Origin of the sequence: Leucobacter sp. Ag1, from assembly GCF_000980875.1 — a bacterium.
Classification (GTDB): Bacteria; Actinomycetota; Actinomycetes; order Actinomycetales; family Microbacteriaceae; genus Leucobacter; species Leucobacter iarius.
The window spans coordinates 45,366-71,314 of sequence record NZ_LAYO01000102.1; the positions used below are offsets into that span (position 1 = coordinate 45,366).

Here is a 25,949-nt window from a genome sequence, read left to right on the forward strand (position 1 = left end):
CGACACAGGCGTCTGCGGCCGCGAGCCGGGGCGACCCCGGCCCGCGGCCGCCGCGCCGACCGCTACCGGATGTGCAGCTCCTCGAGCAGGCGCTGCCGGAGCGGCACGAGCGAGGCGTCGGCAGGATCCCGCGGACGCGCGCTGTCGGGAACGTGCTGGTAGGCGATCCCGCCCGCGTTGAGCACGAGGATCCGGTCGGCGAGGCGGATCGCCTCATCGATGTCGTGCGTGACGAGCACGACGGCCGGGCCGTGCCGATCCACGAGCTCCGCCACGAGCGTCTGCATCTCGATCCGCTTGATCGCGTCGAGCGCCGCGAAGGGCTCGTCGAGCAGGAGGAGCTGCGGCTCGCGCACGAGCGCCCGGGCGAGAGCGACGCGCTGCGCCTCGCCGCCCGAGAGCGTCGCGGGCCAGCTGCGCTCCCGTCCGGCCAGGCCGACCTCCTCCAGCGCGTGCGCGGCCGCGGCGCGTGTCGCCTCCGTCCGGGGCAGCCCGATCGCGACGTTCGCGAGGACCCGCTTCGACGGGATCAGCCGCGGCTCCTGGTAGACGAACGTGCTGCGCTCGGGCACCAGGACCTCTCCGGCATCGGGGCGCTGCAGGCCGGCCAGCACGCGCAGCAGCGAGGTCTTGCCGGTGCCGCTGGGCCCGAGCAGCACGACGAACTCGCCGCTGCGCACGTCGAGGTCGATGCGATCGAGCACGGGGTGCCCGCCGAACGACAGCGAGGCGCCGCGGACGCGGACGCGGAGATCCTCGTCGGTTCCGATGGGGGCGGTATCGATGCTCATCGCAGTGCCACCCCCGCGCGCCACGGCAGGAGGACCCGCTCGAGCAGGCGCACGACCGCGTCGAACAGCAGTCCGAGCAGCGCGTAGACGACGACGCAGAGGAAGAGGTAGTCGACCCGGTTGACCTGCTGCGCGAGCGAGACGAGGTAGCCGAGTCCGACCCGGGTGCCGACGTTCTCGGCGGCGATGAGCGCGCCGATGCTGATGCTCAGGCTGATGCGCAACGCCATCAGGATCCCCGGCAGTGCGAGCGGCAGCACGACCTCGCGGATGAGTCCGGCTCCGCCGAGGCCGTAGCCGCGGGCCGCCTCGACGAGCCGCCGGTCGATGCCGCGGACGGCCAGGTAGACATACGCGTACATGGGGGCGATCGTCGCGAAGGCGATCACGAGCACCTTGAACTCTTCGTCGATGCCGAACCACGCGATGAACAGCGGGATCACCGCGAGGAAGGGGATCGCGCGCACCACCTGCAGGGATCCGTCGACGAGGTCCTCGCCCGCTTTCGAGAGCCCGGCGACGAGCCCGAGCGCGAGGCCGAGGCCGGCGCCGAGCACGACGCCGATGAGCACGCGGGTCAGCGAGGCCCCGAGCGAGACCGCGAGCTGCCCACTGGTGAGCAGGTCCCAGCCGGCGGCCAGCACGTCGGGGATCTTCGGCAGCACCGCGGCTGGGACGAGCTCGAGGGCCGAGACGATCCACCAGGCGAGCAGCACCGATCCGGGCAGCGCGATGCGACGCAGCAGGACGGCGCCGCGGTGGGCGACCCGCTCGCGCGGGTAGTCGGGGGATCGGAGCGCGCTCGGCGCTTCGACCGGGCGGGCGGGCGGCGGGGTCGATCCCGGGATCGGCCCCGCCGCGGGCGCCTCAACCCAGGTCTGCGATGAGGCCATTCGCCTGTACGCCCTTCGGGATCACGCCGTTCTTCGCGAAGAGATCGGCGATGGACTGCACGCGGGTGCGGTCCTGCGCGGTCGGCAGGCGCAGGACCGCCGGACGTGAACGGTTGACTTCGAGCTGCCAGGCGAGCGCGTCGCCGGTCAGCGCCCGAGGGCCGGTTGTCTCGAAGACGTTGACGAAGCGCTCGGGGTGCTTCGCGCGATCGGCGACGAGGGGCGTCGCGGCCTGCACGACGGCCTTCGCGATGTCGGGCCGCTCCTTCAGCAGGTCGGTGGTGAACAGGATGATCTCGCGATCCTGCGAGTCGATGTCGTGCTCGGTCGCCACGATGGTCCCGGTCGCCTTCGCCTGCCGGAAGAAGTCGCCGAACGTCGAGATCGCGTCGACCTTGCCCGAGGCGAACGCGGCGAGGGCGTCGGCCGGCTGCAGGTACTTGAGCGTCACCTCGGACGGCGCGATCCCTGCCTGGGCGAGCGCCTGGAGCACGATGTACTCGCCCTTGCCCGCCGGGTTCACGGCGACCGTCTTGCCGCGGAGGTCGGCGACCGCTCGCGCGCCGCTCGCCTTCGTCGCGATGATCCCGGAGTCGTCGCCCGCGGTCTCGGTGTCGAGCACGGCGCCGATGCGGATGGGTGCTTCCTTGGCCGCCGCGCCGACGACGGGCGTGAACGCGCCCTCGCTGACCTGCAGCTCTCCGGTGCTGAACAGCGGGAGGTTCGCCGAGACCGCGCCCTTCGCGGGGACCCAGTCCACAGTCGCGCCGAGCGGCCCCAGCGCCTGCTCCAGGGTGCCGTCGTGCTTCGCGACGGCGAGCCAGCCGCTGTTGCCCGGGTCGGTGACCCGCAGGGTATAGCTCTCGCTCGAACCCTTCGACGTCGATCCGCCGTCGGACTTCGCGCCGCTCTCGAGCGCCGATGCCGAGGAGGAGCATGCCGCGAGCATCGCGGTCGTCGCGATGATCAGGGCGGCGGCTCCGGCGCGGAGCAGGGTTCGTGATGTGGTCTTCATGTGCAGCGGGGTCCTTTCGAGCGTGCCGCGTGCGTGGCTGGGGTGGGGCTGGAGGGAGGTCAGAGTCCGGAGAGGGCCGGGACCGGGGCGGTGGCGAGAGCGTCCCGCAGGTGGCCGATCACCGCTCCGATGAGCGCGGGGGAGGAGAACTGCGGATCCTCGTGGTCGGCATCGGCGATCTCGATCAGCGTCGATTCGGCGCCGACCGAGCGCAGCGCGCCGTGCCAGGTGCGCTGCGCGTACCGGATCTCGGCGGAGTCGTCGGAGCCGGTGAGCAGCAGGAACGGCGGGAGGCCGCTCGGATCGAGCCGGGCGAGGTGCCGACGCGGATCGCCGTCGAGCGCCTCCTCGAGGGTGACCGAGCCGAAGTCCTCGGTGCCGATGAACGGGACGAAGGGATCGCGGGGGCTGGGCGGCTCGGCGCCGCCGCGGTCCCAGAACCCGCCGGGTTGCTGGGCGGGCGGGTAGCGGTGCGCGAGGAACCGCGATGCCGGATCCAGCGGCGCGTACCAGGACACGACCGCCGCCGGACGGGTGGCGAGCCGGTCCTCGGCCAGCCCCTTCGTGACCGCGAGCGACGCGAGATGCCCGCCTGCGGACGCGCCGCCGATGCCGAGGATCGGTGCGGGGCCGTCCAGATCGAGCTCCTCGGCGTGCGCTTCGAGGTGCTCGATGAGCGCGAGCACGTCGTCGACGTTCTGCGGGTACGGACGCTCGGTGGTGAGCGCGTAGTTGGCGTTGACCACTGCGACGCCGGCTCGGGCGAGCGCCGCAGGGATCCGCTCGCTCGCGGACTTGTCACCGAAGCGCCACCCGCCCCCGTGCAGGAACACGAACGTTCCGGGAAGGGCACGCTGCTCGGGGACGAACAGGTCGAATGCCGCAGGGCGCAGCCCGTCCGCGGCGGGCCGGTACTCGACGTCGCGGAGCACCGCGAAGCCGCCGCTCACGCGTTGACCCCCTGCAGCTCGGCCGCGGCGACGGTGGGTCGTGCGCTCGACTCGGGGGAGCGGCGCAGCACCCCGGGCCGGGCGAGGCCGAAGTGCTCGCGCAGCGTCTCGGTGGTGTACGAGGTCCGGGCGACGCCGCGACGCTGGAGCTCGGGCACGACGAAGTCGACGAAGTCGGTGAACGCCGTGCGCATGAAGGGTGGGAACACCTTCACACCGTCGAACGCGCCCGAGACGTAGCCGGCCTCGATCCAGTCGGCGATCTCGCGCGGATCGCCGACGACGACCGGGAAGTTCTTCTTGTTCGCGGCGAAGCGGAAGAGCTCGTCGAAGGTGAAGTCGTGGTCGCCGACGATGCCGGCGAACTCGTCGAGCAGGGCGCGGCCCGTGCCGGCTACGGGGAGCGCGGTCGGATCCACGACGTCGATGACCCGTTCGGTCGGGCGGACGTCACCGAGGTCGAGGCCGAGGTGCCGGCCGACGACGACGGGCGAGAACCGCTCGACCAGGTTCCGCTGCACCTCGTTGAACAGCTCGCGGGCGCGGGCGCGGGTCTCGCCGACGTAGATGTTGGCCCCGACGACGAAGGCGTAGTCCTCGGGCGCGCGTCCCGCGGCGACCGCGAGCTCTCGGTTGCGCTGCGCGTAGGCGCGGTTCCACTCGATCGACGCGTAGGGGCTGAACCGCACGTCGGCGTAGCGGGCGCCCAGCGCGAACGACTCGTCGGAGGTGCCGGCGTGCAGGATCGGCACGCGGCCCTGCGGCGACCGCGGCGCGTTCAGCGGGCCGGCGACCTGGAAGTGCGTCCCGACGAAGTCGATCGGTTCGGCGGCCTCCGGCGCGAACAGCCGCCCGCCCTCCTTGTCACCGACGAACCAGTCGTCCGACCAGGAGTCCTGCAAGCGGGTGAAGACCTCGAGGAACTCTCCGGCGCGTACATAGGCGTCGGCGTGATCGGGTCGCTCGCCGTGGCCGAAGTTGCGGTGCGCGGCGCCGCCGGGCGCACCCGCGACGAAGTTGATGCCGAAGCGTCCGCGCGAGAGGTGATCGACGTTGCTCGCGAGCTGGGCGGTGAGGTACGGGTCGCTGTAGGTCGTGTTGACGCTCGCGATGAGGCCGATCCGCGAGGTGACCGCTGCGAGATAGGACGCGGCGGCGAAGCCGTTGAACTGGAACGCGTTGCGGATCACGCCGCCGGGGTTCGCGTTCGAGCTGTCCTCCGTGTTGCCCCAGAAGAAGTAGTCGAAGACGCCGCGCTCGGCGGTGCGGGCGGTCTCGGCGAGCAAGCCGGGGTCGAAGATGCCGTCGAGCGACGACGAGCGCGAGCGCCAGCCGCTGTTGGTGGCACCGGTGGGCCAGTAGCTGAGCGCGAGGATCAGGTGATCGCGATCGGTGCGGGGATGCTGGGGCATGGGAGTCCTGTCAGTGGTCGGAACGAGCCGGCGGGCCGGGGTCAGGCGAGGACGCGGTCGTCGGCGCGGGCCACGAGCACGGTGTCGGGGTCGGTGGATCCGTGCGTCGGCGCGGAGTAGTCGCCGCGGGCGAGCCGCTCGGCCAGCTCGGGGTAGTCGTTCTCGCGCAGCCAGGCCAGGTTGTACTCGCGGGAGACGTAGTCGCGGGCGCTGTCGGCCGAGAACACCACGAAGACATCGTCCTCGTCGGCGTCCGCGGCGAGATCGAGGGCCACGCCGAGCGAGAGCGCCGAGGAGAGCCCGATGAGGAGCCCCTCCTCGCGCGCCGCCCGCCAGCCGATCGAGATGGCCGCTTCCCGGTCGCGGCGCTCGATGCGGTCGATCACATCGAGGTCGATGTTCTCGGGCCAGTCGCGCTCGAGCTGCTCAGCATCCGGTTCGCCCGACGCGACGCGGTAGAGGTTGCTCTGAGAGTGCATCGAGCCGTGGAAGTCGGTGGCGATGACCGAGACCTCCGGGTTCTGCTCGTGCAGGTAGGAACCCGTGCCGCTGACCGTGCCGCCCGTGGCGATCTGCGCGAGGAAGTGCGTGACGCGTCCGCCGGTCTGGTGCCAGATCTCGGGCCCGGTCGAGGCGATGTGGGCGGCGGGGTTGTCGCCGTTCGACTCCTGGTGCGACCACCAGCCGTCGGTCTCGGCCTCCGCGCGGCGCTGGGCGACGTTGGCCCAGTTCTCGGGATCCTCCCGCGGCACGTCGGGGCGGCCGGGGAGCAGCTCGACGCCGAGGAACTCGAGCAGCCGAGCCTTCTCGGGGGAGAGCGTCGGGAGCGGGACCGAGCTCGAGGGGTGGCCGGTCGCGTTGCCCGCGAGGGCGATCCCGATCGCGGTGTTGCCGGCGCCCGTGTCGGTGATCCGGCCGCCGGGGCGCAACTCGCCGCCGGCGATGGCCTCGCGCACGATGTTGAGGCCGATGCGGTCCTTGGAGGAGCCGCCGAGGTTGAAGCCGTCGAGCTTCACGTAGACGGTGGCGGGCAGCCCCTCGGTGAGCCGGTTGAGCCGCACGAGCGGGGTGTTGCCGATGAGTTCGAGCACGCTGTCGTAGGTGCGGCTGCGGCTCGGATCGGGGAAGGAGATCGGCAGGGCCTGAGCGGAGTGCGGCATGGGGTTCCTTGTGCGAGAGGGGACCGGATCGGTCGGGTTCTTCCGCACAAGCTATGCCAGATCCACTAGTTCGTGTGATGTGTGAAGTAATGAGACGTTATGGGTCTGAGTGGGGTGAATGGCCGGGTGACGCCGCTGTGGAAAACGGGATCGTCGTTTTCGTTCGTTGGTATGTTACCGGTAGCCGAGATTCGGCGAATCTGAGTGACGGAGCTGGGATGCGTGGAAGACGAATACTGAGCCTGGGCCTCGGGGCGATGCTCCTGGGGTCCGGCCTGGTCGCCGGGCCGCAGGCCGCGGTGGCGGTCGAGGCGGAAGACGTGACGCCCGGGGCGGTGACGAGCCAGGGGCTTCCCGAGGGCTTTGGTGTATCGCGGAGCGCGGTGAATGCGATTGCGAAGGAGTCGATGCCGGAGTTGCTCGGCGGCGACTACACCCGCGGCTTCACCGACGCGGAGGGTCGTTCGTTCACCGGCAAGGGGCAGATCGTCGTGGTGATCGACGGCGCCTTCAACCCGCAGCATTCGATGCTGCAGGGCAAGGTCATCGACGAGGCGTGCTTCTTCAAAGACACCATCTGGACGTTGGAAACGGGAGAGAAGGTTCCGGCGAAGAACCTCTGCGGGGCGACGAGCCGTCCGTGGAACCTCGACCCGGGCGTGCAGATCCTGACCGGACCGGGCAGCAGCGCGGTGTCGAAGGACCTCGAGAACGCGGTGTGCGTCGGAGAAGACAAGGCTACGGGTGAAACGTGGGAGTACTTCTGCCACAATGCCCACGGGACTGCTACGGCGAGTGCCGTAGCAGGGAATCCCTATACGCGCCCAGGGACGGGTGAACGGTACGCGGGAGTCGCGACAGGTGCGGAGCTGATCGTGCTGAAGATCGGCGATCAGGTGGGGTGGAACAATCCCGCGGTGCGTGCCGCGCTCCGGTATGTGGACGAGGTGCTCGTGCCGAAGTACCCGGGGCGGATCGCGGCCGTGAACCTCTCGGCAAGCGGAGGGAAAGCGGGATCCGGGCCGTGCAACACAAATTTCTACGGCGAGACCGCTACGAAATTGAAGCAGAAGAAAGTCGCGGTCACCGTCACCTCGGGCAACACGGGACACTCCTCAGAAGTCGGCACTTGGTCGTGCGCTGAAGGGCTCATTCGTGTCGGGGCGACCGGGATCAAAGATCTGAACACGCTCACAAGCAAACCCGGGTCAGCGACGAATGTGTCGACCAGCACCCACCTGCTGGCACCGGTCGGGAGCGCGGAGGGCGACGATAAGAACAACCTGGCGTGGAACAACTCGAGTCCGGCTGAACCTATCTGGGACTATGGCTATGGCTCGATGGTAGGGACATCGTTCGCGGCGCCGCAGGTCGCGGGCGCGTTCGCGGTGCTGCGCGAGAAGTTCGGGTACTCGAAGACGGTCGACGAGCTCGTTGCGCTGATGCGCGAGACGGGGGTGCCCGTTGCCGATCAGCGTCCAGGCAACACCGGGGTCGTGACCCCGCGCCTGTGGCTCGCGGATGCCATCGGCAAACGGGAGACGCCCGTCTACGACTTCACGGGGAACGGGAAGACCGACTTCTCCTACACGGGCACGGTGACCTCGGTGCCGCTTCGGTTCACCGAGATCGATCTCGCAGCGGATTGGGTCGGCGGGCACACTGAGCACTTCCTCTCCGCGTGGGACTGGAAGGCGCACAGCCGGATCGTGCCCGTGCACGACTACGATGCACCGAACACGAACGGTGTGATCACGGTCACCGGCGACCGGCTGCTGTACCACCGTTACAACCGGGCCACGAACGCGTTCGTCGCACCGCAGACGATCCTCGCCACGGGAGCGTTGGGCCTGCGCGGGCTCACCTTCGCGAGTCAGCTGCCGCATCCCACGACGGGGAGCGGGCGTGCGGTCGTGATGGTGAAGGCCGATGGCAGCCTGGTGGCGCGTGCGAAGGACGCGTACGGCGTCGGGCTCGGCGCGGAGCGCGTCCTGCTGACCTCGATGGACCCTGTCGGGACGCGCAGCGGTACGAAGCCTGCGGAGCCCGCGAGTTCGAACACGTCCGCGGACGGTACCGGGCAGCGCTCCGCGGGAGCGCGCTCGGCGTCGAAGGACGTCGGGAGCGGAACCGCCGACAGCGGCGCCGACGGTTCCGGCCCTGGCACTCGCGTCGAGAAGTCGCTCGCCGGAGCGTCTCGCCTGGTCGCGGTCACCGACGTGAACGGCGACGGGAATCCCGACCTCGTCACGCGCGAGCCCGGCACCGGTGCGCCGATGGTGCGTTGGGGCACCGGAAACCCGGTGACTCCGTTCCAGACGAAGACCCAGGCGCTGAGCGAGGAGACCTACTGGGGCGACAAGGAGCAGATGTTCGTGTTCCCCGCAACCAGTACGACTCCGGCGCATCTCGGGTATCGGGCACCGACCACGGGCGCGCTCCTCCACTTCCCGTTCGAACGATCCGGCACCTCCTGGCGTGTCAGCCCCGACTACCGACAGGGCGGCAACTGGGACGACACCGCGAACTTCCGGCTGGCGCCGGAGAAATGAGCACAATGCAGAACCTGAACCATACGCACTCCGCCGGACGCGCCGGGCAGCCCACCCGGTGGTCGCGGCGCCTGACCGCGGGCGCGACCGCCGTACTGCTCGGCGCGAACTGGCTCGGCTTCGCCGGGACCGCGCATGCGGCCCCGGCGGGTGATGCCGGGAAGCGTGAGGCGCAGTCCCCGACGTACGTGCCGGGCGCGAGCATCCAGCCGACGAAGGCCGATACCGAATCGGAGCACTATAACACCTGGCACTTCGGTCCGGGCGACGGGTACGCGCAGCGAGCGGTCCAGCAGCGCAACGGTGTGCTGCTCGAGGCGGGTGTTCCCACGCAGGTGATCCGCGGGAACGGGAACGACGTCGATCAGGGCACTGACTCGACACCGATCGAGGACGTCCTCGACGGGCTCGAACTCGTTGCGTCCGACACGGCGGACCTGAGCTACCAGGTGGGTGTACGCGTCGACGTGAATGCGTCCGGTACGTGGGACGACGGAGACCTCTGGACTACGCTTCGCGCTCCGGCCGGCGATCCGAGCGTGTGGACGACGAGTCAGGCCGTCGGCGGGCTGGCCGCGGGCGCGGCCGCTCCCGCTGGCGAGATGCTCGCCGCACTGGGGGATCGTGCGTACGCGATCTCGACGGGGTTCCTTGCGTGGAAGCCTGCCGAACCGGTGCTGGTCTCCTCGTTCACCGATGCTTCGGGTGTGACGAAGTTCCGTCCGGCCCCCGAGGCCACTCCTACGGGTGAAGAGAAGCGGGAAAGTGCTCCGGAGATTCGGCCGAACGGCGATACTTTCCCGGGGTGGCATGACGCTGCAGATGCCGGTGGAGACCTCAGCTACGAGGACATGACCGGGCAGTGGGTTCCCGGCGGGCTGAACATGCTTGGCAAAGTCCAACTCATCAAAGGTCTCGAAGAGAGCGCGTACCTGACGAACGGCATCGATCGAGCGCAGTCGATGCGGGTCGCGGCGACGCCGAAGTCGCCCTGGGAGCAATCGGAAGACGAAGACCCCGCGGCTCCGCTGTGGGCGCAGGTGCTGGTGCGTGCCTATCCCGACGGGGTGCGCGACGTGCCGGTGGACGTCATCGTGCGGGCGGCGGTGCCGAAGAATGGCGACCTCTCGCAGGCGAGCGAGTGGATGCTGTCCGCCCCCGTCGGCGGAGTTCCTGCTGATACCCCGGTCTCGTTCGATGAGATCCGGGCGGCGCTGGGCGAGCACGACGTGACCGGCTACGGCGTGTTCCTCGACACGGGCGACTACGCGTATCTCGGGCAGATCGTGTTCAACGGAACAACCACCAGATTCGTGCAGAGTTCCATGCCTTGGATTGTCAACTGGAGCGTCAAGCTGTCGGCAACGACGGTGAAACCCGGCGAGACCATCACCATCACCGGAACCGGATTCGACAATGGCGGTGAAGTGCTGATCGCTGGATTGTGTCGGGAGACCGTGCCCGTTGAAGCCACGACGAGCTTCACAGTGACCTGCACGGTCCCGGACGATCAGCAGCCGGGAGAAGTAGATCTGGCTGTCGGTTATGGGAGCGTGAAATCGCGGTACTTCATCACGATCGAGGCCGCCGATTCCGAGCAGGAAACACGCGTCGTCCGGTGGCCGCATGTCGCACGCGACGGAAGCGATGCGCCCGGGTGGCGCGGCGAAACCGGAGACGACGGATCGATGCGAGTCTGGCGGGGAGGTCAGGGCTTCCACTGGCTCATGGAAGGCGACTCACGACTCCTGAACCAGCTCGCCACCGACGCATACCTGCCGAACGCGATCACGGATGCGCGAACCATGCGTGTGAACGCCTGGGACGAATCAGACGTGCAGGGGAGCGACCTTCCTGAGCTCGGAACCGACGAACTCCTGTGGGCGCAAATCGAAGTGAATACGTACCCCGATGGCCGCGGTGAGCCGCCGGTGCCCGTCACCGTGCGGGCGCTCGTTCCTCGCAGCGGCGAATTCTCCGCGACGACCGAATGGGCGCTCTCAGCGGCGATCGGTGGCATCGGTGCCGACACCGCGGCTTCGATCGATACGATCGCTGCCGCGCTGGGTGAGCACGATGTCATCGGGTACGGCGTGCACGTCGGAGACGGAGCGAGCGTCCTCGTCCGTGACATCACGTTCGGTTCGGAACAGACGTACTTCGTCACCTCTCCGGTCATGGTGTTTGATCCGTTCGTCGAGGTCGAACCGAAACAGGCTCGCCCCGGCGACGAAGTCACGATCCGAATGAAGCACTTTAACGTCGACACGAGCGTGCGGATCGCCGGGCTCTGCACGCAAGCGGTGCGCCTGAACGCGCGCGGTGAAGCTTCGGTCACTTGCACCCTGCCCAAGGAACAGGAACCCGGCGAACTGCGCATCATCGTGACCGGCGACCCGGTCGGCAGCGAAGGGCGGGCTGACCTGACAGTGCTCCCCGCGGACGACCCGGAACTCACGACCCCTGTGGACGCGGTTGTTCCGGGCAAGGCGTTCACCTTCACTGGCGCCGGATTCGCCCCCGGCGAAGCCGTGACGATCACCGGCGTGTGCGCGCAGGAAGTTGTGGCCGATGCGAAGGGGAGGATCGCCGTCGAGTGCACCGTCCCCGACTCCCACCTGCCGGGCGTCGTGACGGTGAAGGCGACCGGCCAGAAATCCGACGTAGCGGTGAGCGCCGACCTCACCATCGGCCTTGGGCCGGTGGATCCGCCGGTGGCTCCGGTGTGGTCGCGTCTGGGCGGCGCGGATCGGTTCGAGACCGCGGTCAAGGTCTCGCGTGAGCACTTCCCGAACGGCGCGAAGGCCGTCGTGCTGTCCCGCCACGATGTTCCCGCGGACGCGCTGACCGCGGCCCCGTTCGCGGTGAAGCAGAACGCGCCCCTGCTCTTGACCCAGACCGGCACCCTCACGGCCGCGACGAAGACGGAACTGCAGCGGCTCAAGCCCGACACGGTGTACATCGCAGGCGGTACCGGCGCGGTATCCGCGCAGGTCGAGCAGCAGGTGCGTGCCCTGGGCGCCAAGACGGTGCGGATGGGCGGCAGCGACCGGTACGCGACGGCGAACCAGATCGCGAAGACGGGCTGGGGCAAGACGGGCGCGTCCGCGGTGTTCATCGCGACGGGCCGGGACTTCCCCGATGCGCTGTCCGCGGGAGCTGCCGCGGGTGGCGTGGACGCTCCGGTGCTCCTCGTCGACGGGAAGGCCGGGGCGGTGCGCCAGGATGTGCGGGCGCAGCTGACCGCGCTCAAGCCGGCCGCGGTGCATATCGCGGGCGGCACGGGCGTGGTGTCGAAGGGCATCGAGTCTGGCCTGGGCAAGAGTGCGAAGGTCGCCCGTCACAGTGGTGCGGATCGGTATGCGACGTCGGCGGCGATTGCGAAGTCGTGGCATACGAAGTCGGGCGCGGTGTATCTCGCGACGGGTGCGGGGTTCGCTGATGCGTTGACGGGTGCTGCGGTTGCTGGTGGGAAGCCGGGTCCGGTGTTGCTGGTGCGTTCGGGGTGTGTGCCGGCGTCTGTGGCTGGTGTGCTGGGTGAGATCACGCCGCAGGCGGGGTATGTGCTGGGTGGTGCGGGTGTGGTGAGTGAGCGTGTGCTGACGAACCGCAACACCTGCGCCTAGGCCATCGACGGGCCTCACAGCCTGCCTGTCGAGGTGGCGGGTCAGCGCATCGGAAGCTGACCCGCCGCCCCTGGCCGATACCGGCGGTCGCGGGGACAGGACGGCCAACCGCCGTCCAGCCCCGCGACTGCCGGTGCCCGGACCGCTACGCCACGAGCGTCTCGCCGAGCCGGCCCCCGGCACGCCACCCCGGCGGGATCGCGAACACCGCCGAACCGATGTGGGTGACCCACTCGTTCATCAGGTCCGCCTCGTCGAGGCGCCGCTGGATCGGGACGAACTGCGCGAGCGGATCGCGCTGATAGCAGGCGAAGAGCAGCCCCTGCTCGAGTCCGTCGTCGTAGTTCACCGCGCGCCGGTAGATGCGCTCGCCCGGATCCGTCGAGTGCGCGCGGGCGATGTGCGCGTCCTTCGAGATCACGGTGAAACCGAGCGAATCCCGCGCCGCGAAGTCCGGCTCGTCGTGCTCCTTCTTCCCGGTCAGCGGGGCGCCCTCGCGCAGAGTCCGACCCATCGCGAACTCGCGACCGATCCGATCCACCCGATCCCACGTATCGAGCTCCATGCGGATCCGACGCAGCACCAGAGCGCTCCCGTTCCGCAACCAGCCCGCATCCGCGCCGAGCCACACGAGCCCGGAGAAATCGGACGCGGCCGGCTTCGGATTCACGGTCCCGTCGACCTGGCCCATCAGATTGCGCATCGTGCGGCCGTCGGACTCGGTGCCGCGCGCACGCGCGAAACCGTCCTGCCGCCAGCGCGGCTTCGCGAACGGGCGCACGTCCTTCACCAGGAACCGCGCGGCGTGCGCGATCGTCACCGGATCATCGGCGGCGATCACGAGCAGCAGATCGCCACCGCTGTACGCCTCCTCGAGGCGGTCCCGCGAGAACTTCGGCAGCGGCCCCAGCCACGCGGGCACCGCTGCGGGATCGACCCGCCGCACCAGCTCCCGGCCGAAGCCCACCGTGACCGTCAACCGCGCGGGCAACTCGGCGAGCTCCGGCTCGACGTCCGCCAGGGGAGCGGTGCCCGCGGTGAGCGCCTCGACGTCCCCGCTCAGCAGGCGGAGCATGCGCAGGATCCCATCGTGATCGGCATCGGGCAGCAGATCCAGCGCGAGATAGCTCACGTGCGCCGTGTGCGCCGTCGTGATTCCGGCCTGGTGCGCGCCGTGGCACGGAATGCGCTCGGAGCCGTGGGTCGTCTCGGCGACCGGCTCCGCGCCGGGGCGGCCGGCACCGCCCGCGATCGCGAACCCGGCAGCCGTGACGGCCGCGCCGCCGGCCGCCCCGGCGAGGGCTCCGAAGAGCCCCCGCCGGCTGACCGAGCGCGTCGATGACGCGCTCGGGGCGGCCGTCTCGGCTGTCGCGGGCTCAGTGGCCGGCATGCTCGGCGCCGCCGTCGTAGTTCTCGTTCGCGCCGCTGAACGCCTTGCCGAGCACCGGCACCTCGAGCGTGCTGCCGTCCGAGAACTTCAGCGTGACGGGGACCTCGTCGCCGGCCTTCACCGGCTTCTTCAGGTCCATCAGCATGATGTGGGTGCTGCCGGGTTCCAGCGCGGCGGTCTTGCCTGCCGGGATCTTGATCCCGCCCTCCTTCTTGCGCATGGTGGCGGTGCCGTTCTCGACGATCGTCTCGTGCAGCTCGACCATGCCGGCGATCGGCGTCGAGGCCGACTCGAGCGTGACGTCGGACGAGCCCGAGTTCTTGAGCGTGCCGAACACGGCGCTCATGTCGCCGTCGGTCGCCTTGACCCAGGCGTCAGCCAGCTCGACCGGGGCCTTCTGCTGCTGCTCGGCGGTCGCCGAGGGCTTCTCGGAGGATGCCGGCGTCGAGGAGCAGGAGGTCAGGCCGAGACCGAGCGCGAGCGCGGCCGCGGAGACGGCGACGCCGGTGGCGGCGCGACGGATCGGGGAAACGGTGGAAAGGGACATGTGTGTACTCCAGATGATGTGCTCGGCGCGGGTGCGCCGGGTGCCGTGCCGCGGGCGCGACCGGGCCGTCGATGCGGCCGAGTCGCGACGGAGCGACGCTTCGGCGCGCGGGCGCGCCGGGCATCGCCGCGTGCGGGCACGGCGAAACAGGGATCGCTGCGCGCGCGTGCGGTGCGCAGCGAGGGGAGCGCGCGCCATCGAGGCGCGCGTCGGAGAGGACTACTCCGCGGACTCCACGGAGTCGCTCGGCTTCTTCTTGCGCGTCAGCACCACGGTCGCGGCGATCACGACCACCAGTCCGCCGCCGATCCCCGCGACCGCGCCGATCGGCACGCCGCCGGACTCGGAGGACGCCTTCGACTCGGAGGACGCATCCGGCTTCGCACTGCCCTCGGGCTCGGTGAAGCGGGGATCCTTCTCGCCGACGGCGGTGACCTTCGCCGACCCGTCCTCAGCCACCTCGAAGAAGTAGCTGCCCGAGATCGGGTGACCGTCGGAGGAGACCACGCGCCACGCCACCTGGTAAGCGCCGCCCGCCGGGAGCGGAGCCTTGACGGCCTGGCTCACGTCGCGTTCGTTCACCACCGCGTCGCCATCGCTGACGACGGCGCCCTTCGGATCGGTGATCGCGATCTCGGTGCCCACCTTGATCACGGAGTCGCTGAACGTCAGCGTGATCCCGGAGACCGCACCGGTCTGCTGGTCCTGGGTGAATCCCTGACCGACCAGTTCGTCGTGCGCGAAGGCCGGCGAAGCCGCGAGGGCGGTGCCGCCGATGGCGAGGGCGCCGGCGATCGCCGTCGCCGCGGTGAAGCGGCGGAGCCGCGAGACAGTTCTGGACATGGGTGAGCTGAGCGCTTTCTGCTGGAGCCGGGTGCGCGGAACGGCACCGCGGGCGGAGTCTGAGGTCGGCGGACGGCGCGGCCGGAGCTACGCGCCGAGCGCCGGGGGACCCCGGTGCGTGATCGCAGAGAGCGAATGCAGCCGCTCGCGCAGGGCGGCGGGTGCGAGGAAGAGCGAGACGGGACGATCGGCAGGACGATGCTCGCCGACGCCCAGCAGCAGCGGGACGAGCACGCTCCGCAGCGCGGCGAGCAGCGAATCGGTGAGCGCGACCAGCCCGAGGAAGGCGCGCTCGCCGCGGTGCAGCAGCGCGATGGTGGCGATCGCGGCCACCGCGTGCATGGCCCACATGGCCGCATCGGCCGAGGCCGGGTCGGAACCGACCTGCAGGGTCGGAGCCATCGACTGGATGGCGGCGAGGTGGCCGGCGTGCAGGGGCGTCGGCGCCGAGGTCGCGGACGAACCGGAACCGACGAGGCCGAGGCCCGAGAACGACCAGTGGTAGACGAACTGGCTCGCGCCGACCGCGACGGCCAGACGCCAGAGCGATCCGACCCGTCCGCCGAGCAGCACGCACAGCGGAAGCGCGAGCACCGCGGTCGCGATCACCGAGAAGGCGGTCACCGTGCCGCCGGCGAGGCCGTGGGACGCCGCCGCCAGCAGCGTCGCGAGCCCGGCGCCCGCCGCACCGCGAGCGGTGCGGGCAGCACGGCTCATGGGAGCTCGTGCGTCGGGCCGGGCGGACATATCGTCCAGTCTACGCGAGCGGGGCCGCGACCTCCGTCGTCCGGCCTCCGCGCTCCGCTCTTCCCGATAGAATCGGTTCCCGTGTCAGACACCAATCCCATTACCCAGGACGCGGTCGATTCGGCGGTCGATGCGGCGCTCGCCGCATTCGCCGCTGCGGCGACGGTCGCAGAGCTGAAGTCCGCGCGCAACGCCCACGTCGGCGAGGCCTCGGCGATCGCGCAGCTGAACGCGCGCATGCGCGAGGTGCCGAAGGACGAGAAGGCCGCGACCGGCAAGCTCATGGGGCAGGCCCGCGGCCGCCTCGAGGGCGCCTACAAGGCCCGCGAGGGCGAGCTCGCCGCGGCCGAGGCGCAGGCCCGCCTCGCCGCCGAGACCGTCGACGTCACCGAGGCGCCCGTGCGCCGCACCGCCGGTAGCCGCCACCCCCTGGCGCAGCTCCAGGAGGAAGCGGCCGACATCTTCATCGGCATGGGCTGGGAGATCGCGGAGGGCCCCGAGGTCGAGCACGAGTGGTTCAACTTCGACGCCCTCGGCTTCGATCCCGACCACCCCGCGCGCGCCATGCAGGACACGTTCTTCGTGGAGCCCGCCGACCGGCACCTGCTGCTCCGCACGCACACCTCGCCGGTGCAGATCCGTTCCCTGCTGGGGCGCGAGCTGCCCGTCTACGTGGTGGCGCCGGGCCGCGTGTACCGCACCGACGAGCTCGACGCGACGCACACCCCCGTGTTCCACCAGATCGAGGGCATCGCCATCGACAAGGGACTGACGATGGCGCACCTGCGCGGCACGCTCGAGCACTTCGCCCGGCAGATGTTCGGCGAGGAGGCGAAGATCCGTCTGCGCCCGAACTTCTTCCCGTTCACCGAGCCGTCGGCCGAGATGGACGTCTGGCAGCCGAACGCCAAGGGCGGGGCGCGCTGGGTCGAGTGGGGCGGCTGCGGCATGGTCGATCCCCGGGTCCTGGCCGCGGCCGGCATCGATCCCGAGGAGTACCAGGGCTTCGCCTTCGGCATGGGCATCGAGCGCACCCTGCAGTTCCGCCACGACATCAACGACATGCGCGACATGGTCGAGGGCGACACCCGTTTCAACCAGCAGTTCGGAGGACTCGTCTGATGCGTATCCCGCTTTCCTGGCTCGCGGAATCCGTCGAGCTGCCCGCGGGCACCACGCCCGAGCAGGTGCACGCCGATCTCGTCCGCGTCGGCTTCGAGGAGGAGTCGATCCGCCGCTTCGACGCCTCGGGCCCCATCGTGGTCGGCGAGGTGCTGAGCCGCGAGCCCGAGGAGCACTCCAACGGCAAGACCGTCAACTGGTGCCAGGTGCGCGTCGCGCCCGAGGGCCAGCGCGCCGCCGACGGCGGCGAGGACGTGCGCGGCGTCGTCTGCGGCGCCCACAACTTCGACGTCGGCGATCGGGTCGTGGTGACCCTGCCCGGCGCCGTGCTGCCCGGCGACTTCCGTATCGCCGCGCGCAAGACCTACGGACACGTGTCCGACGGCATGATCGCCTCGGCCCGTGAGCTCGCCCTGGGCGACGATCACGACGGCATCATCGTGCTCAGCCGCTGGGGGATCGACGCGGAGCCGGGCGCGAACGCGCTCGAGCTGCTCGGCATGGCCGACACCGCCGTCGAGATCAACGTGACGCCGGATCGCGGCTACGCGTTCTCGGTGCGCGGCGTCGCCCGCGAGTACGCGCACTCGACCGGAGCGGTGTTCCGCGACCCCGCCGAGGCGGTCGCCCCGGTCCCGGCGTCCGGCTTCGACGTGACGATCGACGACGCGGCTCCGATCCGCGGCCGCGTCGGTGCCTCCGGCTTCGTCACGCGCGTGGTGCGCGGCATCGACGCGACGCGACCGACCCCGGCCTGGATGGTCTCGCGCCTGCAGCTCGCCGGCGTCCGGGCGCTGTCGCTGCCCGTCGACATCGGCAACTACGTCATGCTCGAACTGGGCCAGCCGCTGCACGCCTACGACCTGGGCAAGGTCTCGGGCGGCCTGCGGGTGCGCCGGGCCACCGAGGGCGAGACCCTCGTCACGCTCGACGGCGCGGAGCGCAAGCTGCACGTCGAGGACCTGGTCATCGCCGACGACTCCGGCGCGATCGGCCTGGCCGGCGTGATGGGCGGCGAGTCGACCAAGACCGACGATGCGACCACCGACGTGCTCGTCGAGGCCGCGACCTTCGATTCCGTCTCGATCGCCCGCTCCGCGCGCCGGCATAAGCTCCCCAGCGAGGCCTCCAAGCGCTTCGAGCGCGGTGTCGACCCGCTCGTCGCGCGCGCCGCGGCGCAGCGCGCGGTCGAACTGCTCGTCGAGCTCGGCGGCGGCACGGTCGACGAGCTCGGCAGCGAACTCGTGGCGCCGTGGGCGCCCGAAGCGGTCCGTTTCGAACTGTCGCGGGTCAACGGCCTGCTCGGCACCGACTACCGCGACGCCGAGATCCGCAGCGCGCTCGAGATGATCGGCTGCGAGCTGGTCGAGGCCGGCGACGGCGTGCTCGAGGTGACGGCCCCCAGCTGGCGCGCCGACCTCACACGTTCCGCCGATCTGGTCGAAGAAGCCGCGCGCATCATCGGCTACGACCGCATCCCCTCGGTGCTCCCGACCGCTCCGGCGGGTCGCGGGCTCACCCGGGAGCAGCGACTGCGCCGCCGTGCGGCGAACGTCTCGACGGCCTGGGGGCTCACCGAGGTGCAGAGCTACCCGTTCGTGTCCCGCGCCCAGCTGGATCGCTTCGGTGCCGGCAGCGAGCCCGTCGACGGCGCAGCCGCTCCGGTGCACGCCATCCGCCTGGCGAACCCGCTCGACGGCGAGGCCCCGTTCCTCCGCCGTTCGCTGCTCGCCGGCCTCGTGACCGCGGCGCAGCGCAACGTGTCGCGCGGCCTCACTGATCTCGCGCTCGTCGAGTTCGGCGCGGTGTTCGATCCCGAGCACGTTCGCCTCGGCACCAACGCGGTGCCGCCGCTCGGCGAGCGCCCGTCCGACGCGGTGCTGGCGGAGCTCGACGGATCCATCCCGAAGCAGCCGGGCCGCGCAGCGGGCCTGTTCGTGGGCGCCGCGGTCGCGAAGCAGGCGGGCGAGCCCGCCCGCGCCTGGGACTGGGCCGACGCCCTCGACGCCGCGCGCGTCGTCGCCGGTGCGGTCTCGGCCGAACTCGTGGTGCGTCAGGGTGCGCACCGTGCGTTCCACCCGGGGCGCACCGCCGAGCTGCTCGTCCTGGTGGACGGCTCGCTCGAGCCGGTCGGCGTCGCCGGCGAGCTCGCACCCGAGACCGCGGAGGCGGTGCACCTGCCGGGTCGCGTCGCCGCGTTCGAGCTCGATCTCGAGCGGCTCATCGAGGTCGCTGCGCGTGAGCCCGAGGTCGCCCAGCTGTCGACCTACCCCGCTGCGACGCAGGACCTCACCCTCGTGGTGGACCGCGCGATCCCCGCGGCGGAGGTGCTCGACGCGGTGATCGCCGGCGCGACCGCGAGCGGCCTGCTCGAGGGCGCGACGATCGTCGACGACTACCGCGGAGCCGGGCTCGGCGACGATGAGAAGGCGCTGACCTTCGCGCTGCGCTTCCGGGCCGAGGATCGCACGCTGACCGCCGAGGAGGCGAGCGAGGCGAAGCTCGCCGGCGTCGCCGCGGCGAGCGAGCGCTTCGGAGCGAAGTTGCGCGACTGAGCGCGATCCCAGCGGCAGCGGCGGACGGGCGCGGCGTACCATGACGGTATGACCGCGCCCGCCCCGTATCTGCTGCTGCCGGGAACCGCCGCCGAGGCGCTCGAGTTCTACCGTGCGACTTTCGGCGGGGTCGTCACCGCGCACACCTTCGCCGAGTTCGGTCGCTTCGACGGACCGGGCGACTCGATCGCGCACGGGATCCTCACCGGCCCCGTCTCGCTGTTCGCGGCCGACGCAGGCCCCGACGAGGACGCCGTGGCGATGACGGGCATGTTCCTCTCGTTGCTCGGCCGAGCGGATCCCGACACGCTGCACGCCTGGTTCGATGCCCTCGCCGAGCACGGGCGCGTGCTCGATCCGCTGATCGAGCAGCCGTGGGGAGCGCACGACGGTCAAGTGGTGGATCGCTTCGGCGTGCGCTGGCTGATCGGATACGAACCGGACGGTCCCGAGACCGAGTAGCGTGGGTCGCATGAGCGAGCACCTCTCCATCGCGGTCGCGGGCGGCACCGGAACGGTCGGGGCGCACGTCGCCCGGATCGCCCACGACCGCGGGCACGAGGTGCGGATCCTCGCCCGCTCGACCGGCACCGACCTGCGCGCGGGCACCGGGATCGACCTCGTGGGCATCGACGCCGTGATCGACGCGTCCGGCGCCTTCGCGGTGTCGGCGAGGCGCTCGATCGAGTGGTTCGAGGCGGTGACCCGGAACCTGCTGGCCGCGGAGCGCGCCGCGGGCGTCGGGCATCACATCGCGCTCTCCATCGTGGGCGCCGCCCGCGCACCGTACGGCTACTACGCGGGCAAGGCCGCGCAGGAGCGGGCGGTCGCCGGGGGATCGGTGCCGTGGACGGTGCTGCGCGCGGCGCAGTTCTTCGAGTTCGCAAGCGCCAACGCGATCCGACTCGGCCCGCTGACGCTCATGCCGGCGATGCGATCCCAGCCCGTCGCGGCGGCATCGGTCGCCGCTCGGCTGGTCGAGATCGCCGAGGGCGGCCCGATCGGAGACGCGCCGGACCTCGCTGGTCCGCGCGAGGAGCGCATGGCCGATCTGGTGCGTCGCATCGGCTCAGCGCGCGGGGGATCGGCCCGGGTGATCGAGTTCCCGATGCCCGGCGGGTTCGGGCGCGCAATCCGCGACGGCTCGATCCTGCCCGGGTCGGATGCGCAGCTTGACGCGACCACCTTTGACGAATGGCTCGCCTCGGGGGCACACTCGGAGGCGTAGCGCACGATCGGCCGGAACGGACCGGCCACGGCGAGAGGAACCCCATGGCCACGGCAGCGAAGCCCAGTCCCACCTCGAAGTCCGCCTCGGCCGCGGCGAAGCCGCGAACCGCGGCCGCAAAGCCGCGAACGGCGGCGAAGCCCCGCACGCGGAAGCCGGCGCAGCCGGCACTCCAGCGGATCGTCCCCTGCCTCTGGTCGAACGGTGCGGCCGAGGAGACCGCCGCGTTCTACGCCGCGGCACTGCCCGACACCTCCTTCGAGGTCATGAGCCGATACCCCGAGACGGGCCTGCTCGACTTCCAGCAGCCGCTCGCCGGCAAGCCGCTCACCGTCGACGTGCTCATCGACGGGTATCGGATCACCCTCGTGAACGCCGGCCCCGAGTTCCGGCCGAATCCATCGATTTCGCTCACCCTGCAGTTCGATCCGCGGCGGTTCGGTGGTTCGGCGCTGCGCGCGCGTGCGCAGCTCGATGCGACCTGGGGCGCGCTCGGCTTCGGGGGCCGGGTGCTCATGGAGCTCGGCGAGTACCCGTTCAACGGCCGCTACGGCTGGGTCGAGGACCGCTACGGGGTGAGCTGGCAGCTCATGCTGGTGGATCCCGAGGCCCCGGGCGGCGATCCATCCGGCGCGGCCGCACCGTTCGTGATGCCCTGCCTGATGTTCGGCGCCGCGGCGCAGAATCGGGCGAGCGAAGCGATCGACCGCTACGTCGCGGTGCTCGGCGCGGCGCAGAGCCTCGGCGGATCCGATCGCGGGTTCACGGCCCCGTACCCGGTGCAGACGGGCCCCGCGTCCGCGGGCGCGGTCATGTACGGGGAGTTCGGCGTCGGGCCGCAGCGGTTCTCGGCGATGGATTCGGGGGTCGAGCAGCCGGAATCATTCACGAACGGCGTCTCGCTGATCGTGAACGCCCACGGGCAGGACGAGATCGACCTGCTGTGGGACGCGCTCTCGGCGGTCCCCGAGGCCGAGCAGTGCGGCTGGCTCGTCGATGCGTTCGGCGTGAGCTGGCAGATCGTGCCGGATAACATGGACGAACTGATGCAGCGCCCCGATGCGTTCCCGCACATGCTGCAGATGAAGAAGATCGTGATCGCCGATCTCTGACGGCGGTCGATGACGTCGCGTGCGCGACGGTGCCCGAGGAAGTGCCAGAATAGAGAGTCTGGAACGGCATCGGCTCCGTATGGTGTCGAGCGAGAGAGGCACGAGCACTATGGCATTCACCGTCGCGGTCGCCGGAGCGAGCGGATACGCGGGCGGTGAGCTGCTGCGCCTGCTCGCCGCGCACCCCGAGTTCGAGATCCGCACCGTCACGGGGCACTCCACCGCGGGCCAGCCGCTCATCGCGAGCCAGCCGCACCTGCGCTCGCTCGCGCACCTCACGCTGCAGCCCACCGAGCCCGCCGTGCTCGACGGGCACGACATCGTCTTCTTCGCGCTGCCGCACGGCGCCTCGGGCGAACTGACCGCGCAGCTGCGCGACGTCCGCCTCGCCATCGACTGCGGTGCCGACCACCGGCTCACCGACCCCGCCGACTGGGCCGCGTTCTACGGCGGCGAGCACCACGAGGCCTGGAGCTACGGCGTGCCGGAACTGCTCGTCGCGGGCGACACCCCGGCTGCTCCGGGCAAGCAGCGCGAGGCGCTCATCGGCGCGACGCGGATCGCGGCACCCGGCTGCAACGCCAGCACCGTGGCGCTCTCGCTCGCGCCCGGCATCGCCGCTGGAGTGATCGAGGCGGAGGACCTCGTCAGCGTGCTCGCGGTGGGCCCTAGCGGGGCCGGCAAGGCCGCCAAGACGCACCTGCTCGGCGCGGAACTCATGGGATCCGCGAACCCCTACGCGGTCGGCGGCACCCACCGGCACATCCCCGAGATCCGCCAGGCTCTGCGCGGCGCGGGCGCATCGACCGAGCCGACCATCAGCTTCACCCCCGTGCTCGTCCCCATGAGCCGGGGGATCCTCGCGACCTCGACCGCGCGCATCGCGACCCGCGCCGACGGCAGCCGTCCCGACGCCGCCGAGATCCGCGCCGCCTGGGAGCGCGCCTACGCCGACGAGCCCTTCGTCCACCTGCTGCCCGAGGGCCAGGTGCCCCGCACCGCCGACACGCTCGGCGCCAACACCTGCCTCATCGGGCTCGCCGTCGACGAGGCCGCGGGCCGCGTCGTCGTGATCGGCGCGCTCGACAACCTGGCCAAGGGCACCGCAGGTGCGGCGATCCAGTCGGCCAACATCGCCCTCGGCCTGCCCGAGACCACCGGCCTCTCGACGAATGGAGTCGCACCGTGACCGTCACCGCCCCCGCAGGCTTCCGCTCCGCCGGCATCGCCGTCGGACTCAAGAGCACCGGCAAGCCCGACCTCGCGCTCGTGGTCAACGACGGTCCGCGTCGCGCCAGCGCGGCGGTCTTCACCAGCAACCGCGCCCAGGCGAACCCGATCATCTGGAGCCGCAAGGTGGTCGCGGGCGGCACCGCCCGGGCCATCGTGCTGAACTCCGGCGGAGCCAACTGCTTCACCGGCGAGTTCGGCTACGAGACCACGCGCCTCACCGCCGAGGCCGTCGCCGCAGCGCTGACCGCCGAGGGCTCCGTTGACGACGCGAGCGAGGCCGTCGACGCCGAGCGGATCCTCGTCTGCTCCACCGGTCTCATCGGGTCGGGCGACCAGACGTTCCGCGACCGGATCGTGGACAACGTGCCCGCGCTCGCCGCGGCGCTCGCCGCCGACGATGCGACGGCCCCCGCCGCGATCCTCACGACCGACTCGGTCGAGAAGACCGCCGTGCGCGAGCGCGACGGTTGGACCATCGGCGCGATGGCCAAGGGCGCCGGCATGCTCGCTCCCGGGCTCGCGACGATGCTCGTCGTGATCACGACCGACGCGGTGCTCGACGACGCGCAGCTCGATCGCGCGCTCCGTGCGGCCACCGGGCGCAGCTTCGACCGGCTCGACTCCGACGGGTGCATGTCGACCAACGACCAGGTGACGCTGCTCGCGAGCGGCGCCTCCGGCGTCGCCGCCGACGAGGACGTGTTCGCGGCCGTGCTCGCCGAGATCTGCGACGACCTCGCCGCCCAGCTGCAGGGCGACGCCGAGGGCGCGAGCCACGACATCGACATCGAGGTGCTCGGCGCCGCGAGCGAGGCGGAGGCCGTCGAGGTCGGCCGCTCCGTGGCGCGCAACAACCTCTTCAAGGCCGCGATCTTCGGCAACGACCCCAACTGGGGTAGGGTGCTGGCTGCGATCGGCACCACCGACGCGGCCTTCGACCCGTACGCGGTCGACGTGAGCTTCAACGGCGTGCGCCTCTGCCACGCGGGCGGACCCGACCGACCCGTCGAGGAGTGCGACCTCACCCCGCGCCGCACGCACGTGCGCATCGAGCTGTTCGCGGGTGAGGCCGCCGCGACCATCCGCACCAACGACCTCACGCACGACTACGTGCACGAGAACAGCGCCTACTCGAGCTGAGGACGCCATGACCCACACCACGACCACGCTCGAGCACGGCGAGGCGGCCGCGAAGGCCCAGGTGCTCATCGAGTCGCTGCCCTGGCTCAAGAAGTTCCGCGACGCGATCGTCGTCATCAAATTCGGCGGCAACGCCATGGTCGACGAGGCGCTCCTGGAGGCCTTCGCCGAGGACGTCGTCTACCTGCGGCACACCGGCATCCGCCCCGTCGTCGTGCACGGCGGCGGCCCGCAGATCAACGCGATGCTGGGCCGGCTCGGCATCGAGAGCGAGTTCCAGGGCGGGTACCGGGTCACCACGCCCGAGGCCATGGAGGTCGTGCGCATGGTCCTCACCGGCAAGGTGAACCCCGAGCTGGTCGACCGCATCAACACGCACGGCCCGCTCGCCGCGGGCACCACGGGCGAGGACGCGGGGCTCTTCATCGGCCGTCGCCGTCCGCCCGTCGAGGTCGACGGTCGCCTGATCGATCTCGGCCACGTCGGCGACGTCGTCGGAGTGCGCCCCGAGTCGGTGCTCGCCGTGCTCGAAGCGGGCATGATCCCCGTCGTCTCCTCGATCGCGCCCGACGAAGAGCGACCCGGTGAGTCCCTGAACGTCAACGCGGATGCCGCGGCAGCCGCGCTCGCCGCGGCGCTCGGCGCCGAGAAGCTTGTGATCCTCACCGACGTGGCCGGGCTCTACGCGAACTGGCCCGATCGCGACTCCCTGGTCTCGACCATTACCACGGACGAGCTCGACGCGCTGCTGCCGTCCCTCGAATCAGGGATGATCCCGAAGATGCGGGCGTGCCTCGACGCCGTGCGCGCGGGTGTGCCGAAGGCCGCCATCATCGACGGCCGCGAGCCGCACTCGGTGCTGCTCGAGATCTTCACGGCGCGGGGCATCGGAACGGAAGTCGTTGCCGGGCCGACCGGGGAATAACGGGGAAACGGTCGCCGTTGCGGTGACGTCCGCCGGGTCCAGGTCCGTCGCGTCTGCGTTCATCGCGTCCGCGCTGACGGCCGCTGCCGCGCTCGCGGGCGGCGGCATCGGCGCGGTGCTCGCGGTGCGCGGCGGGTTCGGCGCGGGCTCGTCGGTGACCGCACTCGCGACCGTGCTGGCCGTCGTGGCGTTCGCCGGGTTCGGTGCGGCGACGGCGGTGCTCGTCCGCACGGATCTGCGGGAGCGGAGGCTTCCGAACCGCCTGCTCGGGGCGACGGCCGCGCTGTTCGCGATTCCGACCGTCTGCGCGGCCCTGCTGGTCGGGCAGGGGGAACGCGTCGTCGTCGGGCTGCTCGCTGCCGCGACGGGATTCGCTGCGGCCTGGATCGCCTGGCGCTGCGGTGCCGGATTCGGAGGCGGGGACGCCAAGCTCGTGCCCGTGGTGCTGTTCGCGCTGGGGTGGTCGACAGGGCCCGATCGTGCGGTCGACGGGGGACTGGCGGGCGCGTTCGGGCTCGTCGCCGGGGCGGCGATCCTGCTGCTGTTCGCACGGGGGCGGCGCACGGGGTTGCCGTTCGGCCCGGTCCTGCTCGGGGCGGGGTGGTCCGGCATCGCGCTGGTGGCGTTCGGCTGAACAGCGGCCTCCGGATTCGCCGAATCGGCGTGGACTCCCTCCCCGTGCTCGGGCGCGCTCGATACACTCGTGCC

Annotated in this window: 21 protein-coding genes; 11 read left to right on the forward strand and 10 right to left on the reverse strand. The window is 71.1% G+C overall.

Annotated features, from left to right (window positions below; all coding sequences use genetic code 11):
* Nucleotides 1-62: 62 nt before the first annotated feature.
* From XM48_RS11115 to XM48_RS11140, 6 genes are read right to left on the reverse strand one after another with little or no spacing between them, the layout of a single operon-like run.
* Nucleotides 63-791, reverse strand: coding sequence for an ABC transporter ATP-binding protein (locus XM48_RS11115; RefSeq protein ID WP_046455920.1), 729 nt, complete (start codon nt 789-791; stop codon nt 63-65).
* Nucleotides 788-1,684: an ABC transporter permease gene (locus XM48_RS11120; protein WP_084821132.1), complete on the reverse strand. Its 897-nt coding sequence runs from the start codon at nt 1,682-1,684 to the stop codon at nt 788-790. Before XM48_RS11120 ends, XM48_RS11115 begins: the two co-directional genes overlap by 4 nt.
* Nucleotides 1,659-2,699: an ABC transporter substrate-binding protein gene (locus tag XM48_RS11125; RefSeq protein ID WP_052961461.1), complete on the reverse strand. Its 1,041-nt coding sequence runs from the start codon at nt 2,697-2,699 to the stop codon at nt 1,659-1,661. Before XM48_RS11125 ends, XM48_RS11120 begins: the two co-directional genes overlap by 26 nt.
* Nucleotides 2,700-2,758: 59 nt before the next feature.
* Complete coding sequence (locus XM48_RS11130; RefSeq protein ID WP_046455886.1) at nt 2,759-3,649, reverse strand: alpha/beta hydrolase; 891 nt, start codon at nt 3,647-3,649, stop codon at nt 2,759-2,761.
* A complete protein-coding gene (locus tag XM48_RS11135; RefSeq protein ID WP_052961462.1) occupies nt 3,646-5,061 on the reverse strand; it encodes an NtaA/DmoA family FMN-dependent monooxygenase in 1,416 nt (471 codons plus the stop codon). Before XM48_RS11135 ends, XM48_RS11130 begins: the two co-directional genes overlap by 4 nt.
* Nucleotides 5,062-5,102: 41 nt before the next feature.
* Nucleotides 5,103-6,221 (reverse strand): PLP-dependent cysteine synthase family protein, encoded by a 1,119-nt coding sequence (locus tag XM48_RS11140; protein WP_052961463.1) that lies wholly within the window; start codon nt 6,219-6,221, stop codon nt 5,103-5,105.
* An 8-nt stretch (nt 6,222-6,229) separates the two neighbouring features.
* Here XM48_RS11140 and XM48_RS11145 point away from each other — a divergent pair, with 8 nt between their 5' ends.
* On the forward strand, nt 6,230-8,773 hold the full coding sequence (locus tag XM48_RS11145; RefSeq protein WP_156175043.1) for a S8/S53 family peptidase: 2,544 nt from the start codon (nt 6,230-6,232) through the stop codon (nt 8,771-8,773).
* Nucleotides 8,774-8,778: 5 nt separating this feature from the next.
* Nucleotides 8,779-12,399: a cell wall-binding repeat-containing protein gene (locus XM48_RS17040; RefSeq protein WP_052961464.1), complete on the forward strand. Its 3,621-nt coding sequence runs from the start codon at nt 8,779-8,781 to the stop codon at nt 12,397-12,399.
* Between the two features lie 145 nt (nt 12,400-12,544).
* On the opposite strand, the gene XM48_RS11155 is transcribed toward XM48_RS17040, so the two are convergent.
* From XM48_RS11155 to XM48_RS11170, 4 genes are all read right to left on the reverse strand, one after another.
* Nucleotides 12,545-13,789 carry a Dyp-type peroxidase gene (locus XM48_RS11155; RefSeq protein WP_084821135.1) on the reverse strand — a complete coding sequence of 415 codons (1,245 nt, stop codon included), beginning with the start codon at nt 13,787-13,789 and terminating at the stop codon, nt 12,545-12,547.
* On the reverse strand, nt 13,776-14,336 hold the full coding sequence (locus tag XM48_RS11160; RefSeq protein ID WP_046455888.1) for a copper chaperone PCu(A)C: 561 nt from the start codon (nt 14,334-14,336) through the stop codon (nt 13,776-13,778). Before XM48_RS11160 ends, XM48_RS11155 begins: the two co-directional genes overlap by 14 nt.
* Nucleotides 14,337-14,555: 219 nt before the next feature.
* Nucleotides 14,556-15,179, reverse strand: coding sequence for a copper resistance protein CopC (locus tag XM48_RS17045; protein WP_052961465.1), 624 nt, complete (start codon nt 15,177-15,179; stop codon nt 14,556-14,558).
* Nucleotides 15,180-15,266: 87 nt separating this feature from the next.
* Nucleotides 15,267-15,896, reverse strand: coding sequence for a hypothetical protein (locus XM48_RS11170; RefSeq protein ID WP_231580871.1), 630 nt, complete (start codon nt 15,894-15,896; stop codon nt 15,267-15,269).
* 111 nt (nt 15,897-16,007) lie between these two features.
* Between XM48_RS11170 and pheS the strand changes: the two genes are divergently transcribed.
* From pheS to XM48_RS11215, 9 genes are all read left to right on the forward strand, one after another.
* Nucleotides 16,008-17,048, forward strand: a complete 1,041-nt coding sequence (gene pheS, locus XM48_RS11175; RefSeq protein WP_046455890.1) for a phenylalanine--tRNA ligase subunit alpha — start codon at nt 16,008-16,010, stop codon at nt 17,046-17,048.
* The gene (gene pheT, locus XM48_RS11180; protein WP_046455891.1) at nt 17,048-19,603 is read left to right on the forward strand and encodes a phenylalanine--tRNA ligase subunit beta; all 2,556 of its coding nucleotides are present in this window, start codon (nt 17,048-17,050) and stop codon (nt 19,601-19,603) included. Before pheS ends, pheT begins: the two co-directional genes overlap by 1 nt.
* A 48-nt stretch (nt 19,604-19,651) precedes the next feature.
* Nucleotides 19,652-20,065: a VOC family protein gene (locus XM48_RS11185; protein ID WP_046455892.1), complete on the forward strand. Its 414-nt coding sequence runs from the start codon at nt 19,652-19,654 to the stop codon at nt 20,063-20,065.
* 10 nt (nt 20,066-20,075) lie between these two features.
* Nucleotides 20,076-20,831: an SDR family oxidoreductase gene (locus tag XM48_RS11190; RefSeq protein ID WP_046455928.1), complete on the forward strand. Its 756-nt coding sequence runs from the start codon at nt 20,076-20,078 to the stop codon at nt 20,829-20,831.
* A 44-nt stretch (nt 20,832-20,875) separates the two neighbouring features.
* Nucleotides 20,876-21,943: a VOC family protein gene (locus XM48_RS11195; RefSeq protein WP_084821136.1), complete on the forward strand. Its 1,068-nt coding sequence runs from the start codon at nt 20,876-20,878 to the stop codon at nt 21,941-21,943.
* Between the two features lie 109 nt (nt 21,944-22,052).
* Nucleotides 22,053-23,132 carry an N-acetyl-gamma-glutamyl-phosphate reductase gene (gene argC / locus XM48_RS11200; RefSeq protein ID WP_046455893.1) on the forward strand — a complete coding sequence of 360 codons (1,080 nt, stop codon included), beginning with the start codon at nt 22,053-22,055 and terminating at the stop codon, nt 23,130-23,132.
* Complete coding sequence (gene argJ, locus XM48_RS11205; protein WP_046455894.1) at nt 23,129-24,316, forward strand: bifunctional glutamate N-acetyltransferase/amino-acid acetyltransferase ArgJ; 1,188 nt, start codon at nt 23,129-23,131, stop codon at nt 24,314-24,316. Before argC ends, argJ begins: the two co-directional genes overlap by 4 nt.
* A gap of 7 nt (nt 24,317-24,323) precedes the next feature.
* A complete protein-coding gene (argB, locus tag XM48_RS11210) occupies nt 24,324-25,241 on the forward strand; it encodes an acetylglutamate kinase (RefSeq protein WP_046455895.1) in 918 nt (305 codons plus the stop codon).
* Nucleotides 25,242-25,263: 22 nt separating this feature from the next.
* Nucleotides 25,264-25,875, forward strand: a complete 612-nt coding sequence (locus XM48_RS11215; RefSeq protein ID WP_052961466.1) for a prepilin peptidase — start codon at nt 25,264-25,266, stop codon at nt 25,873-25,875.
* Nucleotides 25,876-25,949: the final 74 nt, after the last annotated feature.